General features: G+C 68.4%; 17 protein-coding genes and 1 pseudogene. 3 read left to right on the top strand and 15 right to left on the bottom strand.

Annotated features, from left to right (window positions below; genetic code table 11):
• Positions 1-4 precede the first annotated feature (4 nt).
• The 7 genes from atpA to ACFWV3_RS30045 all read right to left on the bottom strand — a co-directional run bounded on the left by atpA (position 5) and on the right by ACFWV3_RS30045 (position 5,609).
• Positions 5-1,651, bottom strand: coding sequence for a F0F1 ATP synthase subunit alpha (atpA, locus tag ACFWV3_RS30075; protein WP_382416018.1), 1,647 nt, complete (start codon positions 1,649-1,651; stop codon positions 5-7).
• Positions 1,652-1,697: 46 nt separating this feature from the next.
• Positions 1,698-2,531, bottom strand: a complete 834-nt coding sequence (locus ACFWV3_RS30070; protein ID WP_382416110.1) for a F0F1 ATP synthase subunit delta — start codon at positions 2,529-2,531, stop codon at positions 1,698-1,700.
• Positions 2,532-2,534: 3 nt separating this feature from the next.
• Positions 2,535-3,083, bottom strand: coding sequence for a F0F1 ATP synthase subunit B (locus tag ACFWV3_RS30065; protein ID WP_382416016.1), 549 nt, complete (start codon positions 3,081-3,083; stop codon positions 2,535-2,537).
• Positions 3,084-3,112: 29 nt separating this feature from the next.
• On the bottom strand, positions 3,113-3,370 hold the full coding sequence (locus ACFWV3_RS30060; RefSeq protein ID WP_355294557.1) for an ATP F0F1 synthase subunit C: 258 nt from the start codon (positions 3,368-3,370) through the stop codon (positions 3,113-3,115).
• Positions 3,371-3,431: 61 nt separating this feature from the next.
• Positions 3,432-4,208 carry a F0F1 ATP synthase subunit A gene (gene atpB, locus ACFWV3_RS30055; RefSeq protein ID WP_382416014.1) on the bottom strand — a complete coding sequence of 259 codons (777 nt, stop codon included), beginning with the start codon at positions 4,206-4,208 and terminating at the stop codon, positions 3,432-3,434.
• 149 nt (positions 4,209-4,357) lie between these two features.
• Complete coding sequence (locus ACFWV3_RS30050) at positions 4,358-4,804, bottom strand: hypothetical protein (protein WP_382416012.1); 447 nt, start codon at positions 4,802-4,804, stop codon at positions 4,358-4,360.
• Between the two features lie 49 nt (positions 4,805-4,853).
• The gene (locus ACFWV3_RS30045) at positions 4,854-5,609 is read right to left on the bottom strand and encodes a BTAD domain-containing putative transcriptional regulator (RefSeq protein WP_382416011.1); all 756 of its coding nucleotides are present in this window, start codon (positions 5,607-5,609) and stop codon (positions 4,854-4,856) included.
• A 121-nt stretch (positions 5,610-5,730) separates the two neighbouring features.
• On the opposite strand from ACFWV3_RS30045, the gene ACFWV3_RS30040 reads away from it, so the two are divergent.
• Positions 5,731-6,114, top strand: a complete 384-nt coding sequence (locus tag ACFWV3_RS30040) for a hypothetical protein (RefSeq protein ID WP_382416009.1) — start codon at positions 5,731-5,733, stop codon at positions 6,112-6,114.
• 6 nt (positions 6,115-6,120) lie between these two features.
• On the opposite strand, the gene ACFWV3_RS30035 is transcribed toward ACFWV3_RS30040, so the two are convergent.
• Together ACFWV3_RS30035 and ACFWV3_RS30030 are read right to left on the bottom strand one after the other, a co-directional pair.
• Entirely contained in the window at positions 6,121-7,260 is a 1,140-nt protein-coding gene (locus ACFWV3_RS30035) for a glycosyltransferase family 4 protein (RefSeq protein ID WP_382416007.1), read from the bottom strand.
• Positions 7,261-7,340: 80 nt separating this feature from the next.
• Positions 7,341-7,991: an L-threonylcarbamoyladenylate synthase gene (locus ACFWV3_RS30030; RefSeq protein ID WP_382416005.1), complete on the bottom strand. Its 651-nt coding sequence runs from the start codon at positions 7,989-7,991 to the stop codon at positions 7,341-7,343.
• Between the two features lie 603 nt (positions 7,992-8,594).
• Between ACFWV3_RS30030 and ACFWV3_RS30025 the strand changes: the two genes are divergently transcribed.
• Entirely contained in the window at positions 8,595-9,056 is a 462-nt protein-coding gene (locus ACFWV3_RS30025; RefSeq protein ID WP_382416003.1) for a hypothetical protein, read from the top strand.
• Positions 9,053-9,376, top strand: a complete 324-nt coding sequence (locus ACFWV3_RS30020; protein ID WP_382416001.1) for a hypothetical protein — start codon at positions 9,053-9,055, stop codon at positions 9,374-9,376. Before ACFWV3_RS30025 ends, ACFWV3_RS30020 begins: the two co-directional genes overlap by 4 nt.
• Here the strand turns inward: ACFWV3_RS30020 and prmC are convergent.
• The 6 genes and pseudogenes from prmC to ACFWV3_RS29990 all read right to left on the bottom strand — a co-directional run bounded on the left by prmC (position 9,373) and on the right by ACFWV3_RS29990 (position 16,169).
• Positions 9,373-10,236: a peptide chain release factor N(5)-glutamine methyltransferase gene (gene prmC / locus ACFWV3_RS30015; protein ID WP_382416108.1), complete on the bottom strand. Its 864-nt coding sequence runs from the start codon at positions 10,234-10,236 to the stop codon at positions 9,373-9,375. The two genes, ACFWV3_RS30020 and prmC, sit on opposite strands and share 4 nt — an antisense overlap.
• Positions 10,237-10,255: 19 nt before the next feature.
• Positions 10,256-11,641: a dihydrolipoyl dehydrogenase gene (lpdA, locus tag ACFWV3_RS30010; protein WP_382415999.1), complete on the bottom strand. Its 1,386-nt coding sequence runs from the start codon at positions 11,639-11,641 to the stop codon at positions 10,256-10,258.
• Between the two features lie 11 nt (positions 11,642-11,652).
• Positions 11,653-12,861, bottom strand: coding sequence for an acyl-CoA thioester hydrolase/BAAT C-terminal domain-containing protein (locus tag ACFWV3_RS30005; RefSeq protein ID WP_382415997.1), 1,209 nt, complete (start codon positions 12,859-12,861; stop codon positions 11,653-11,655).
• A gap of 22 nt (positions 12,862-12,883) precedes the next feature.
• Positions 12,884-13,948, bottom strand: a complete 1,065-nt coding sequence (gene prfA, locus ACFWV3_RS30000) for a peptide chain release factor 1 (RefSeq protein WP_382415995.1) — start codon at positions 13,946-13,948, stop codon at positions 12,884-12,886.
• A gap of 85 nt (positions 13,949-14,033) precedes the next feature.
• Positions 14,034-14,246: a 50S ribosomal protein L31 gene (gene rpmE, locus ACFWV3_RS29995; RefSeq protein WP_330853619.1), complete on the bottom strand. Its 213-nt coding sequence runs from the start codon at positions 14,244-14,246 to the stop codon at positions 14,034-14,036.
• Positions 14,247-14,967: 721 nt separating this feature from the next.
• A pseudogene (locus ACFWV3_RS29990) lies at positions 14,968-16,169 on the bottom strand (IS110 family transposase).
• Between the last annotated feature and the right edge of the window lie 12 nt (positions 16,170-16,181).

Raw genomic sequence — 16,181 nt, 5'->3', positions numbered from 1 at the left:
CAGATCACTTCTTGGTCGGCTCGGTCTTGGCGACCTTCACCGACTCCTGACCGACCTGGTCGGCGTCGAGCGCCTTGGCCGGAGCCTCGTTGACGAGCGTCTTGCCGTCGGAAGCGGTGAACTGCTTCTTGAAGTCGGCGATGGCGCTCGCGACGCGCTTCTGGGCGTCCTCGGGGAACTTCTTGGTCTCGACGATCGAGCCCAGCAGGTCCGCGTGGTTGCGGCGCAGCGAGTCCTTGAAGTCGGCCACGAAGCGACGGATGTCGGCGACGGGGACGTCGTCCAGGTGGCCCTTGGTCGCGGCGAAGATCTCGACGACCTGCTCCTCGACGGCGACCGGCGAGTACTGGCCCTGCTTGAGCAGCTCGACCAGACGGGCACCGCGGTCCAGCTGGGCGCGCGAGGCGGCGTCGAGGTCGGACGCGAACGCGGAGAAGGCCTCCAGCTCGCGGAACTGCGACAGGTCGAGGCGCAGCGAGCCCGCGACGTCCTTCATGGCCTTGATCTGCGCGGCACCACCGACGCGGGAGACGGAGATACCCACGTTGACGGCCGGGCGGACACCGGCGTTGAAGAGGTCGGACTCGAGGAAGCACTGACCGTCGGTGATCGAGATGACGTTGGTCGGGATGTACGCCGACACGTCGTTCGCCTTGGTCTCGATGATCGGGAGACCCGTCATCGAACCGCCGCCGAGCTCGTCCGACAGCTTCGCGCAACGCTCGAGGAGACGCGAGTGCAAGTAGAAGACGTCGCCCGGGTACGCCTCGCGGCCCGGCGGGCGGCGCAGCAGCAGCGAGATGGCGCGGTAGGCCTCTGCCTGCTTGGTCAGGTCGTCGAAGATGATGAGGACGTGCTTGCCCTCGTACATCCAGTGCTGGCCGATGGCGGAGCCGGTGTACGGCGCCAGCCACTTGAAGCCGGCCGAGTCGGAGGCCGGGGCGGCGACGATCGTCGTGTACTCGAGCGCGCCCGCCTCCTCCAGCGCGGCCTTGACGCCCGCGATGGTGGAGCCCTTCTGGCCGATGGCGACGTACACGCAGCGGACCTGCTGCTTGGGGTCGCCCGACTCCCAGGCCTTCTTCTGGTTGATGATCGTGTCGATGCAGACCGCGGTCTTGCCGGTCTTGCGGTCACCGATGATCAGCTGGCGCTGGCCGCGACCGATCGGGGTCATCGCGTCGATCGCCTTGATGCCGGTCTGCATCGGCTCGGACACCGGCTGGCGCTGCAGCACGGAGGCGGCCTGCAGCTCCAGGGCGCGGTTGTCGTCGGCGACGATGTCGCCGAGGCCGTCGATCGGCGTGCCCAGCGGGTTGACGACGCGGCCGAGGAAGCCGTCGCCGACCGGCACGGACAGGACCTTGCCCGTCCGGCGGACCTCCTGGCCTTCTTCGATCTTGTCGAAGTCGCCGAGGATGACCGCACCGATCTCGCGGACCTCGAGGTTCAGGGCGACGCCGAGGACGCCGCCGGGGAACTCGAGCAGCTCGTTGGTCATCGTGCCCGGAAGGCCTTCGACGATGGCGATGCCGTCGTAGGTCTCGGAGACGGTACCGACCTCTTCCCGGCTGACCTCCGGGGAGTAGCTCGAGACGTACTTCTCGATCGCACTGCGGATCTCGTCCGACGAGATCGTCAGCTCCGCCATGTCGTTCCTGCTCTCACTTCTTCGTTCTTGGGAAAGGGCTCGGGGGCTAGCTGGCGAGATTGCGGCGCAGTGCCGCCAACCGGCCGGCGATGCTTCCGTCGATGATCTCGTCGCCGATCTTGATCGTGAGGCCGCCGCCCAGGGCGGGGTCGACCTCCACGTGCAGCGCGATCGGGCGCGAGTAGATCGTGGTCAGCGTCGCGGTCAAGCGGTCGATCTGCTCGGCGGTCAGCTCCACCGCGGACCGGACGTGCGCGACGGAACGCTGACGGCGCTGGGCCGCCAGGTCGGCGAGCTCGGAGAGCCCGTCCGCCACGCGCACACCGCGCGGGTTGCGCACCAGCTGGTCCACCAGCGTCTTGGTGACCGGGCTGACCTTCCCCTCGATGAGGGAGTCGACCAGCGCGACCTTGCCGGAGGCGTCACCGGCGGGGTCCGCCAGCAGCAGCTCGAGCTCGTTCGAACCGGCCACGATGCGGCCGAGGCGGAAGAGCTCGTCCTCGGTCGAGTCGAGCTGGCCGTCGCGCTCGGCACGCACCAGCAGCGCGGTGCGGGCGAGCGACTCGACACCGTCGACGAGCTCGCGCGGGCTGGACCAGCGCGCCGTCACGACGGCGGCCAGGACCTGCAGCGTCGCGTCGCTCACCTTGCCCGCGAACAGCCCGCGGAGCAGCTGCTCGCGACCGGCGGCCTCGGACGAGGCGTCGGCGAGGGCGCCGCGCAGCGTCCGCTGCTCGATCAGCAGGCCGAGCACGGCGAAGAGCTCCTCGCCGAGCTGCGCGAGGTCGTTCGTCGACGTGGTGGCGTCGGCCAGCTCCAGCAGCCGCAGTTCCGCGGCTGCCAGAGCTTCACGACTTGCGGCATGCAACGTCATCGGCAGCCTCTACTTGCTCGCCGGCGCCGCGACGGCGTCCAGCTCGTTGAGGAAGCGGTCGACGGTGCCGCGGCGGCGGGACTCGTCCTCGAGGGACTCGCCCACGACCTTGCTCGCCAGCTCGACAGCGGTGCGGCCGAGGTCGGCGCGCAGCTCCGCGACGATCTGGGCGCGCTGAGCGTCCAGCTGGTGCTGACCCTGCGCGACGATGCGCGCGGACTCGGCCTGCGCCTGCTCACGCATCTCCTCGACGATCTGCAGGCCCTCGGCCCGAGCGTCGTCGCGGATGCGCGCGGCCTCGGCGCGAGCCTCGGCCAGCTGCTCCTTGTACTGCTCGAGAGTGCGCTGAGCTTCGGCCTGGGCCTGCTCCGCCTTCTCGATGCCACCCTCGATCTTGGCCGTCCGCTCCGCGTACAGCGCCTCGAAGCGCGGCGACACGAACTTCTTGATGACGAAGAGGAGGAGCAGGAACGCGACGAGACCGAGGATGATCTCTGCCGGGTGCGGGATGACGGGGTTGACCTCGTCACCCGCAGCCAGGATCAGGGTGTCGTACACGACGTCTCCTAACGCGTTGAAGGGTTAGGTCAGGCGCCGGTCTGCGCGGTCGCGATGAAGTACACGACGAAGCCGATCAGCGCGAGGACCTCGACGATGGCGAAGGTGGTCCACGCGAGGCCGAGCAGCACGCCGCGGGCCTCGGGCTGACGGGCGGTGCCGCTGATGACCGAGGAGAAGATCAGACCCACACCGATGCCGGGGCCGATGGCGGCGAGGCCGTAGCCGATCGCAGCGAGACCCGGGTTGATGTCACCGGCCTGGGCAAGAACGACGGAAGCGCTCACTGTTGCTGTTCCCTTTCACTTCGGTCCGCCGGGAGTTGGCGGATCGGAGGTTTTGTGTTTCTCAGTGCTCTTCTGCCAGCGCCATGCCGATGTAGCTGGCAGACAGCAGCGCGAAGATGTAGGCCTGCAGGCACATGATCAGTGCCTCCAGGAAGGTCAGCGCGATGGCGAAGGCGAAGGACACCGGCGCCACGATGACGGTCAGTCCACCGTTCAGCAGCAGGAACTCACCGGCCAGGGTGAACACCAGCAGCAGGAGGTGTCCCGCGAACATCGCGGCGAAAACTCGGATCGCCAGCGTGAGCGGGTTCAGGATGAACTTCTGGAAGAACTCGATCGGGATCAGCAGCGGGAGCACGAACCACGGTGCGCCCGGCGGAACCGTCTGGTGCTTCAAGTAGCCCACGAAGCCGTGCCGCTTGAACCCGACGAAGTGGTACACCGGGTAAACGACCAGCAACGAAACCGCGAGCGGGAAGCCGATGTGCGACATCGTCGGGAACTGGATGATCGGGATGAGCCCGAACAGGTTGTTCACCAGAACGAAGCAGAAGATCGTGAGAATGAGCGGGACGAAGGGCTTGAAGTCCTTCGCGCCGATCTGCTCCCGTGCGATGCTGTTGCGCCCGAAGTCGTAAGCCGACTCGGCGGCGAACTGGAACTTGCCGGGAACGACCTTCAGGTTGCGGGTCGCCGCGATGAAGAAGGCGCCGATGATCACGATCGACAGCACCAGCAGGACCATCGGCTTCGTGACCGAGCCGAAGATCGGCGGGAGGAAGAAGTCCTTCACACCGGGAGCGACGAACTCGCCCCCCGAAGCCAGCAACTTGGTCACTGTGTTCCTTCCGGTTCTCCCGGCCGGCGTTCACTCCGCCGGGGGAATCGTCACGATCTGGACTTAACGTACCTTACGGTTCGCAAGCGACTACCAGAGGCACCCCTGCTATCGGGTGTCCCTGGTCTGCGCGGACCATATCAGCAGGTCTAGGCGCCGTCGGAGGCGGGGACGACCATCTGGCTACGGCTGCGCTTGGAGGCTCTGGCCTCCAGGAACGACGTCACGAGCACGGTCGCCACCAGGGTGATTCCGAGTGCCTTGGGCTCGAGCCACGGCTGGTTGCGCAGCAGGATCACCGCGAGCAGCAGCACGATCAGCTTGCCCATGAATCCGCCGAGAGCGGCGACCATCACGAACATCGGATCGAGTGCCGCCGTCTTCCGCATCAACAACAGCGTGACGAGGCTCGAACCGATGGCAATCGCACCACCGATCAATGACCCGACAAGACCAGCGGTCCCCCAGATCACCGTTGACACGACGACGCCGAGGACAAACGTGCCGAGCGCGGCCCACGCGGCCTCGCGGAACATTTCCCCGGCGAGTCGCTGGACGGTCAGCTCGTGCGTGACGGCCTTGTCCGCGTCGCTCATGTCTTGAAGTGTAGGAACTCGCTGATGACCACTCGCAGGCAGGTCATGGTTAACGTCGGTTAAGCGGACCCAAACAAGATGCGGCGCCAATTTCCCGGCCGCTCACGATCACCTCGTTGAGCTCCGCGAGACGCCGTCCCGGCCTCACTCCCAGTTCGTCGGCGAACATCCGGTGAACAACTCGGTACACCTCCAGCGCATCCGCTGAACGACCTCCACGGTGCAAAGCCAGCATGAGGAACTCGGCGAACCTCTCGCGCAACGGGTGCAACCTGGTCAGCGCACGCAGTTCGGGCACCAGCTCGCGATGCGCTCCGAGGCGGAGTTCCAGCTCGACCTTCCTCTCCACCACCACGAGCCGTTCCTCCTCCAGCCGGTCGGCCTCGAACCCGAGCGCGTTCGACGCCGCGTCGGCGAGGGCCCGCCCTCGCCACAGCGACAACGCCTCGCGGAGGTGGCCGAGCTCGGTGCGGAGGTCGGCATCGCGACGGGCCACCAGGCCGCGGAACCTGTGCAGGTCCACCAGATCCGGATCCACGTCTACGCGGTAGCCCGTACTGCTGCGCGAGATCGGCACACCAAGACCGTCGAGCGCCCGTCTCAGCCGCACGACGTAAACCTGAAGAGTCGAACTCGCGCGCGACGGCGGCTCGTCCCAAACCTGCTCGACGAGGTTCGCCTGAGGCACCGGTCTTCCCGCCGCGAGCAGGAGCGCGGCCAACAGGCAGCGCAGCCTGCCCGCTCCGAGCACCACTCCGCCGTCGATCGAGAGCTCTCCGAGCACACCGAACGCGCAGATCTTCATGGCTTTCCCCCCAGGCCGCCGACGAACCGGACGTTACGCCGTCTGCTACGCCACGTGTAGGTGAATTGGCGCAACAGCTGGTTAGCGTCGAGCCCGTTCACAACCACGATTTGGGGATCCGATGAACACTTCGCGAAAGACCTCGATCGCTCTGGCCGCGACCATCGCGCTGATGACGGTCGCGGCGCCCGCGCACGCGGACTCGTCAGGCATCAGCGGCAGCATCGCGGTGACGGCCAGGGGCAGCGGCGGCCACGTGACCCAGGTGTACGCCATAGTCACCTCGGTCGGACCGCTGCTGGCCTTCGACGGGTTCTTCAGGTTGTTCGGTCCCGACTACAACGCGACCTCGGAGACGCGCAGGTGGGGCCAGGGCAGCCTCTACTACCACAACGTCAACCGCGACTACGCGAGCGGCCAGAAGCACTGCGCCGAGGGGTGGCGGAAGAAGGACGACGGAACGTTCGAACTGATCGGCCGCCCGTGCGTGGAGAACCCGATCTGACTTTCGTCAGGACTTGCGGGCTTCCCTCAGCCGCGGGATCACCGACACCACGAACGTCACGATCAGCCCGACGACGAAGCACGTCGCCACGATCACCGGGTCGAACAACGTCAGCGCCACCGCGCCGAACGCCAGCACGCCAGCCCACAGGTAGATGAGCAGCACGGCGCGCCGCTGCGAGTGACCGATCTCCAGCAACCGGTGGTGCAGGTGCATCTTGTCCGGGGAGAACGGGCTCTCGCCGCGGCGTGTGCGGCGGATGATGGCCATCAGCAGGTCGAGCAGCGGCACGAAGAGCACGGCGGCGACGACGATCAGCGGCGAGAGCAGACCGAGCAGGTCCGCGGCGCTGCCGGTGGCCTGGTTGATCTTGCCGCTCGCGCTGGTCGTGGCGGCGGCCAGCATCAGGCCGATGAGCATGGAGCCCGAGTCGCCCATGAAGATGCGCGCCGGGTTGAAGTTGTGCGGCAGGAAGCCCAGGCAGGCGCCCGCGAGCGCGGCGGCGATCAGGGCGGGCGGGTAGGCCTCGACGGCGCCCTGCCGTTCGACGAGCAGGCCGATCGAGAACGCGCAGGTGGCCGCGGCGGCGATCAGGCCGATGCCGGCGGCCAGGCCGTCCAGGCCGTCTACGAAGTTCATCGCGTTGATCATCGTGACGGCGAGCAGCACGGTCAGCAGCGCGCCCTGGTTCTGGTCCAGCGAGATGGTCGCGCCGCCGTCCCACGGCACCCAGGCGATCATCCACTGCAGACCGAAGAGCACCAGGATGCCCGCAGCCGTCACCTGGCCGGCGAGCTTCGTCAGCGAGTCGAGCTCGAACCTGTCGTCGATCGCGCCCACGAGCACGATGACGCCGCCCGCGACGATGACGCCCCACGGGTCGTTGGAGAAGTCGAACGCCGCCCGCAGCACCGGCAGCTGGTGCGCCACGAACATGCCGCACAGCACGCCGCCGTAGATGGCGACACCACCCATGCGCGGCATCGGCTGCACGTGCACGTCGCGTTGCCGCGGATAGGCCACTGCCCCGAGCCGGAACGCCATCGCGCGCACCAGGCCGACGAGCAGGAACGTCACGACGGCCGCGATCAGCGCGACGAGCAGGTACTCGCGCACGGGAAGGACGAACGAGGATGCGGGCCCCACGGGCCTACCAATCAATCGGGGGTGTTCGGGGTGCTCGCCACGGTACCCGCGGCGTCATGATCAATTCTGGCAGCCGCGTCCTACCGCGCGACGTCCACCTCGATGCCGAGCACCTCGTCGACGTCCTTCTTGCTGACCGCGCCCTCGCGCAGGATCAGCGCGTCGGGTCCGGTGAGGTCGACGATGGTCGACGCGACGTTCTCCCCGCTCAACCCGCCGTCCAGGTACACGGGCACGGCCTCGCCGAGCTGGTCGAGGGCCTCCTGCGCACTGGCCGCGGGCGCGTGCCCGGTCCGGTTCGCGCTGGAGACGGCCATCGGGCCGACGTCGCGCAGCAGCTCGAGCGCCACCGGGTGCAGCGGCATGCGCAGCATGACCGTGCCGCGGGTCTGCCCGAGGTCCCAGGCCAGGCTGGGCGCGTGCGGCAGCACGATGCTCAGCCCACCCGGCCAGAACGCCTCGATGAGCGCCCGCGCCTGCCGGGGCACGCTGAGGACCAGCCCGTCGATGGTCGTCCAGGACCCGACCAGCACCGGCACGGGCATGTCGGGCCCGCGCCCCTTGGCGTCGAGGAGGCTGCGGACGGCTTCGGCGTCGAAGGCGTCGCACCCGATCCCGTAGACGGTGTCGGTGGGCAGGACGACGAGTCGCCCGCTGCGCACCGCGCCGGCGGCCGCGGCGAGACCAGCCGCGCGATTGTCCGGTTCGCTGCAGTCGTAGACCGTGCTCACCTCGGTGAGCCTAGCCAGCCCCTCCGACAAGCGGCGCGAGGCCTGTCCCATCGCGACGGACGACGGTCCGAACCACCCCCGAAAGGGTGTACACGCGGTCACGCGCGAGGCGGCGGATCCTCGGAGCACGTGACCGCGTGCCCTCCCCGCGACGAACCTACGTCCATTCGTCCGCAATGGGATTCGGCGTCGGCTTATTGACCAGGATTTGGCAACTGCGCGCACGACTTCGCCACTCGCACGCCGCCGCGCAGCGCGATGAGCCCCTCGCGGACTGCGGATCGGCCGAGAAGGGCGTCATCTGCCCTCTTTCGGCGCATTGACAATTTGCGTTCCGGACTTCTCCACCCCATTCCGATCTGGACCGACTATTGTGCGACCGACAGAGCCAGATTAAGCGTTGTTCGTTGTCTCACCTCGTCCCTGACCAGCACAAACACCTGGTGCTAGATTCAATGACAGAAAGTGGACAGGACAATGTCAACTCCCGCCGCGACGAAGGGAAACGATTCCCCGCGGTTACGCCGCGACACGACCCGCTTCCGCTGCGGAGCCGCACACCGCGACGAGGAGTTCGCGGATTCGGCCATTCGCGAGTGCCCCGTGAAGACCACTCGGTCGATTCCGCGGTCGCCAGGAGTCAACGCCGGCGCGGTGGTGCAGGAAGCCGCGCAGTCTCGGCGCGAGGTGCGCTGCGCACTGTCGCCGGCGATCCCCTTCGGCGCGCGCAGGATGCTGCTCGCGCGGCGGTCGCCGGTCGCCGTGACCCTCGTGACCGGGGTGCGGCCGGCGTTCGGCAGGAGGGCTCGGCCGATGCCGCCGCCGCACGGGCGCAGGCCGTTCGTGCTCGGCTTGAGCGCCAGCGCGATCGCGCCGTTGTCCGGGCGCTCCAAGTGCACGGACGAGCTCGACGCCTCCAGCAGCTGCTGCTCCGGGGAGTACGAGCCGGAGAGCAACGGCGGTGGGCCCGCGACCAACGGGATCGCGCCGCTCTTCGCGGTGCCGCCGACCGGCCGGATGAGCACGGGCAACATGACCACCCGCACGGCTGAGGAACGCTCATGACTGATCGCAAATTCGAGGTCCGCGGACCGGTGATCGGCTTCACCGCGGGCACGAGCGGGCGCGCCGGGACCGGCGGCGTCCACATCGGACACATCCAGGACGTCGCCGCCGTGCTGCGGCTCCTCGACGAGCTGCGCGAGGACCTCAACGACGCCAAGGCGCCGACGTCGACCATCGAAGCGGTGGACGACCTGCGGATCGAGGCGCGCAAACCCCAGCCCCGCAAGGAGATCACCGACCACCTCATGGACAAGCTGGCGGACCGGGGGCTCGGCGAGCAGATGAAGGAGCTCGCGAAGGCCTTCGACGCGCTCTTCTAGACCCGGCGGGCGGTCGCGAACCGCGGCCGTCCGGCCAGATCGATGTGGTCGGCCACGTCCGTGAGCACCCGGCGCGCCGACAGCAACGCCGGCACGGACTCGCCCTGCGTGTCGTCGTGCTCGATGCCCACCGCACCACCGGGCTTGAGCCAGCGCGCGGCCGCCGACACCACGTGCCGGATCACGTCGAGGCCGTCCGCTCCGGAGAACACCGCGCGGTGCGGGTCGTGCACGCCCACCTCGGGCTGCACCGGGGTTCCCTCCGGCACGTAAGGCGGGTTGCACACCACGAGGTCGACCTGACCGTCCAGATCGGACAGCAGCGACGGGTCGGTCGCGTCGCCGAAGTGCAACCGGATCGGCGTGTCACCGGCGGCCACCCGCGCGTCGGCGTTGCGGCGCGTCCACGACAGCGCCTGCGGGTCGATCTCGACCGCGTGCACCACGGCGTCGGGCCTCGCCTGGGCGATCGACAACGCCAGCGCGCCCGTCCCGGTGCACAGGTCGACGACGACCGGCGAAGTGGTGCCCACCAGCGACTTCAGACCCCACTCCATCAGCAGCTCGGTCTCGGGCCGCGGCACGAACACGCCGGGCCCGACCTCGACCGTGATGGCGCCCATCGGGGCCCAGCCGAGGATGTGCTGCAAGGGGATCCGCGAGGCGCGCACCCGCACGAGCCTGTGCAGCTGGTCGACCACCGGCGGGTCGACCAGCGGGATGAGCGGCAGCCGACCCCGTTCCACGCCGAGCACGTGCGCGGCCAGGTACTCCGCGTCGACGCGCGGACTGTCCACGCCGGCCTCGGCGAGGATCTTGGCCGCCTCCGAGACGGCGAGGCGGAGCGGCTGCCGGTTCATCATCAGGACCGAAACTACCTCAGAAGTTGATCATGTGCCCGGCCAGGCCGTGCACCGCTTCCTTGACGGCCTCCGACAGTGTCGGGTGCGCGTGGACGTTGCGCGCGACCTCGTGGACGGTGAGGTCCCACTGCTGCGCCAGCGTGAGCTCGGGCAGCAGCTCGGTCGCCTCGGGGCCGATGATGTGGCCGCCGAGCAGCTCGCCGTGCGTGCCGTCGCTGATCAGCTTCACGAAGCCGCCGGGCTCGGCGAGACCGTGGGCCTTGCCGTTGGCGGTGAACGGGAACTTCGCGACCTGGACGTCGTAGCCCTTCTCGCGGGCCTGCTTCTCCGTGTAGCCGAACGAGGCGATCTGCGGCTGGCAGAACGTCGCCCGCGGGATCATCACGTAGTCGAGCTCCATGGTCTCGGCGCCCGCGATGGTCTCGGAGGCGATGATGCCCATGGACTCGGCGGTGTGCGCGAGCATCAGCTTCGCCGTCACGTCACCGATCGCGAAGATGTGCGGCACGGACGTGCGGCCGCGACCGTCGATGTCGATCGCGCCGCGGTCGGTCAGCTTCACGCCGGTGTTCTCGAGGCCGTAGCCCTCGACCCGCGGCACGAAACCGATGGCCTGCATGACCTTGTCGGCCTCCAGGACCTCCTCGGCACCGTTCTTCGACACGGTGACGCGGACCTTGGGGCCGGACTCGTCGATCGACTCGACGCGGGTGCCGACGCGGACGTCGACGCCGAGCTTCTTGTAGCGCTTGAGCAGCTCGGCGGACACCTCCTCGTCCTCGAGCGGCACCATGCGGTCGAGGAACTCGACGATGGTGACCTTCACGCCGTAGTTGTGCATGACGTAGGCGAACTCGACGCCGATGGCGCCCGCACCGGCGATGATGATCGACTCCGGCAGGTCCTCGGTCATGATCTGCTCTTCGTAGGTCACGACGCGGTCGGACTTCTGCGTGTTCGGCAGCATCCTGGTCGTGGCGCCCACGGCGATGATCGCGTGGCCGAAGGTGATCGTCTCGTCCCCGACGGTGAGGGTGTGCTCGTCGGTGAAGTTGGCCCACCCGTCGAACTCGGTGATGCCGTTCTTCTTCATGAGGAAGTGCACGCCCTTGACGCGCCCGTCCGCGACCTTGCGGCTGCGTTGCCACGCCGCGCCGTAGTCGAAGCTGACGGTGCCGTCGACCTTGATGCCGAACGTCTTCTGCTCGTGCGTGAAGATGTGCGCCAGCTCGGCGTTGCGCAGCAGCGCCTTCGACGGGATGCAGCCGACGTTCAGGCAGACGCCGCCCCAGTACTTCTCCTCGACGATGGCGGTCTTCAGCCCGAGCTGAGCCGCACGGATCGCGGCGACGTACCCGCCGGGACCCGCACCCACGACCACGACATCAAAGTGTGCGCTCATAAGCACACACCCTAGGTCCCGAGCTGCTCCAGCAAGAACTCAACCGTCCGTTTCCAGGCGTCCGCCTGCGCGTGCGCGGTGGCGTGCGGAACACCACCACCCGAGAAGGTGACACCGGGCCCCGGATAGGTCACGTCGGTGGCCGGCCGGTGCGGCGGGCCCGCGATCAGGTGTCCTGCCTCGGGATACACGACGTGCTCGGACGGGAAAGCGTGGCCGTGGTCCTTCAGCCGCCGCATCGCGACCTCGCTCAGCTCGGCTCCCGGCCACCCGTCGTCGTGTCCGGACGAGATGAGCAACACACCACCTTCGATCCGTTCGACCGGAATCTCGGTGTCCTCCGGAATGCCGTCGCTCAGGTCGAACGCGAGCCGCAACGGCACCGGTTCGTCGTTGACGATCTTGGACCGCAGCTCTTCGCTCACGTAGTAGGGCAGGTACGGCAGCGGCTCGCCCTTGAGGGTCCACGACGCCGCCTCGTACGAGAGCTTCTGCAGCAGGTTCCCGCCGGGCCCGATCGCCTGCGTCACCACCCCGCTGCCCACCACGCTGACGACGGCCTTGACCTGCGGGAACGTCGCACCAACCAGCAACGCCAGCTCGCCGCCGCGCGAGCCGCCGATCACCCCGATCGAGCTCGCGCGTTCGGACAGGTACTCGATGGCGTCGCCGAAGTACTCGAGCGGGATGTCGACCAGGTTCTCCGGCAGGCCCTTCATGCCGAAGTAGCCCAGCGCGAACGTGACGAACCCGTGCGCGGCCAGCAGAGCCGCGTCCGCCTCGTGGATCCCGCCCTCGGACCCGCTGAGCACGATCACGCCCGGCAGGTCGCCTCCGTCGTCCTCAGGGGCGAAGAGGGTGCCGACGAGCCCGTTCTCCCGGACCTCCAGCCGCTCGACGCCCTCGGGCAGCGTCCGGCGGTCGAGCACGCGGTCGCCGACGCCCTCGACCGAGAGCACCGTCTTGCCGGCCTTGCCGCCGGTGCGTTCGAGCGACCAGAACAACCCCATCGGGTCGACCCCGCGGTAGCTGCCCTCGACGGGCGCGTGCCGCGTCAGGTCGACGAGGCCGCGGTCATCGGCCTCGAAGACGGCGTGGGAGGCACGATCGCCGGTGGACAGCTGGACTGTGATCGACTGGCCCGGCTTCAGACCCGCGACCTGCACCTCGACCGGTTGGTCGAGAGGCGCGCTCTGAGGTTTCACCAGGATCTCGGCCACAACGCGCCCCTCTCACGTCGGATTACCCGCCTGCGAGCCGTTCTGCCCGGTCAGCGGTGGCGAGTGCGTCCACCACCGCGTCCAGGTCTCCGTCGAGGACCTGGTCCAGGTTATGCGCTTTGTACCCAACCCGGTGATCGGAGATGCGCGATTCGGGGAAGTTGTAGGTCCGCACCCGTTCACTCCTGTCAACGGTGCGGATCTGGGTGCGCCGGGCGTCGGACTGCTCCTGCGCCTTCTGCTCCTCGGCCAGCGCCGCGAGCCGCGACTGCAGGACCTGCATGGCGCGCGCCTTGTTCTGCAGCTGGCTGCGCTCGTTCTGGCAGGAGACGACGATGCCCGTCGGCAGGTGCGTGATGCGCACGGCGGAGTCGGTGGTGTTGACCGACTGACCACCCTTGCCGGACGACCGGTAGACGTCGACGCGCAGGTCCTTCTCGTCGATCTCGACCTCGGTCGTCTCCTCGGTCTCCGGGAAGACGAGGACACCGGCGGCGGAGGTGTGGATGCGCCCCTGCGACTCGGTGACGGGCACGCGCTGCACCCGGTGCACACCGCCCTCCCACTTCAACCGGCTCCACACCCCGTCGGGAGTGGCGCTCTTGGTCTTGATGGACACCGTGACGTCCTTGAAGCCGCCCAGGTCGGAGTCGGTGCCGTCGAGCATCTCGACCTTCCAGCCCTGCCGCTCCGCATACCGCGTGTACATGCGCAGCAGGTCGCCGGCGAACAGCGCGGACTCCTCGCCGCCCTCACCGGACTTGATCTCCAGCAGCACGTCGTCCCCGTCGTGCGGGTCGCGCGGCAGCAGCAGCTCGGTGAGCTTCTCCTCCAGCTTGGGGAGCTGCTCCTCGATCTGCACGACCTCGTCCTGGAAGGTCCTGTCCTCGGCCGCGAGCTCCTTGGCGGCCTCGAGGTCGTTGCGGGCCTGCTCGATCTCCCGCGCCGTCTTCACGATGGGCCCGAGCTGGGCGTACCGCTTGCCGAGCTTGCGCGCCCCCGCCTGGTCAGCGTGCACGGAAGGGTCCGCGAGCTTCTTCTCCAGCTCGTCGTACTCGGCGAGCAAGCTGTCCAGCGACTGCGACACGTCTCCTGCTTTCGTTGGGCTTCCCTGGAAACGGCGACGGCGCCCGCCCCGGCCGTGAAGCCGAGGTCAGGCGCCGTGAAAGCAGCTACTTGTTGCGCTTGCCGTAACGCGCCTCGAAGCGCGCCACGCGACCGCCGGTGTCCAGGATGCGCTGCTTGCCCGTGTAGAACGGGTGGCAGTTCGAGCACATCTCGACGCGAACCTCGGACGCCGAGGTGGTGCTGCGGGTGGTGAAGCTGTTGCCACAGCTGCACGTCACCTCGGTAGCGGTGTACTCCGGGTGGATTCCAGTCTTCAAGATCTTGTCCCTTTCAAGGATGGCCGCCGGGTCCCAGTTGGTGAACGGGTGAACCGGAGCCGGACTCGACCGTTTAGTTTGCCAGACCGTTCAACACGTGCAAAAACGCGGTTGTTCCCGACACCGCCCCACGACGTCCGGCGTGGGTGAAGTCACAACCGCTCAACCGCCGCGATACGCCGTTCGGCGCAAGGTGCAGCCGTTCAGCCAGATACGACTCCATGTTGTTGGTGGCCGTCCACCACACTGTGTGCCGTGTTCTGCGCCGCTGAACGCCCGACCAGCCTCGCAACATGGCTGGCGATGCCGTTCTTGTTCGCTGCAGCCGTGTTCGGCCTGATGGGGTCAGCAGGGCTGCTCACCGGCGCCTGGCCCACAGTAGCCCTCTCACCAGCGATAACAGGGGCCGGCGTAGCAGTGGCGGCAGCAGTCTCCGGCGGCGTCCGCTGGACCCGCCGCTGGCAGCGAACCTGGCTGAGGTGGCCCTACCTGGCAACCGTGCTGGCAGCAGGCGTACTGGCAGGGGGCGTAGAAGTCCCAGCCCTGGCCACCGCCGCAGTGGGCGTGCCGGTGCTGCTGGCTCTGATCCTCCAAGCGCTGATGCAGACGGACGAGAAGCGCCCAGCCTCAGACTGCCGCTGACCCAGCGCAGGCGAGGAACCGCGTGGGGCGAGAGAGCCCTGGGTGGGCGAAGCCGAAGACATCCCAGTTGCTGGGGATGTCAAGCGGCGGTGGTGTGGTGCTGTGGCCAGGCGGTGGTTTCGTCGTAGTGGGTGTGGGTTTTGAGGCAGCCGTGCAGGATGCCGACGAGGCGGTTGGCCAGCTGGCGTAGCGCCGGGTTGTGGCCCAGTCCTCGGGAGCGTTGATGCTGGTAGTAGGCGTGGGCGCCGGGGCTGACGCGCATGGCGACGAAGGCCTGGGCGATGAGGGCGTCCAGTAGCCGGTCGTTGTGGACGTGCCGGGCGCGGACGGTGCGTTTGCGGCCGGAGGCGATGGTGAGCGGGCTGGTGCCGGCGTAGTTCTTGCGGGCTTTCGCGCTGGCGTAGCGGGCGGGGTCGTCTCCGAACTCGGCCAGCACCCGAGCGCCGAGAACGCGTCCCATCCCCGGCTGGGACAGCACGATCTCAGCGTCCGGGTGCCGGCCAAAATGGGCCTCGACCTCGTCCTGCAAGCCGTGGATCTGCTCGGCCAGGATCGCGATGGTGGCGCGGGTGGTCGCGGCGTAGGCGGCGGTCACCACCGGCGGCCGGCCCAACTGCTTCGTGCGCAACGCGGCCTGGATCTCAGCGGCCTTGACGTCGAGGTCACGCCGCCGCGCCCGCTGCAACGCGCCACGGATCTGGTTGAACGACAACCTCTTCGCGCTGTCCGGATCAGACGCCCGGCCCAGCAACTCCAGTGTGTCCGCCGCGTCGAGATCGGTGAACGCGACGAGCGCGGCGGGAAAGTACTCCCGCAACGAGTGCCGCAGCCGCAGCGTGTGACGGGTGCGGTCCCAGATCAGCGTCTTGTGCACCCTGGCGACGACCTTGATGCCCTCGGCCCCGGCCGAGTCCCCCGCGACCGGCCGCAGCTGGTGGGCGTCGGTGCGGACCATGTCCGCCAGCACATGCGCGTCCCCGGCATCGCTTTTCGCGCCCGACACCTGATGACGGTCCCGGAACCGCGCCACCGACAACGGGTTCACCGCGAACACCTCATAGCCCGCGGCGACCAGCGCCGCGACCCACGGACCACGGTCGGTCTCGATCCCGACCCGGACCTGCACATCCTCGGCGTCCACATCACCGGCGTGCTCGGCGATCAACGCGTGCAACCGGGCCATCCCCGTCACACCCTCCGGCAACCGGGCCTTCGCGAGCCTGCGCCCATCACCTCGACATCGTGGTGATCCTCGGCCCAGTCATCGCCCACCAACAGCAGCATCGTGCCCTC

Source organism: Lentzea sp. NPDC059081, from assembly GCF_042738015.1.
GTDB lineage: Bacteria > Actinomycetota > Actinomycetes > Mycobacteriales > Pseudonocardiaceae > Lentzea.
Note: the sequence above shows the minus strand (reverse complement) of the source record. Positions and strands in the feature narration are given on the sequence as shown.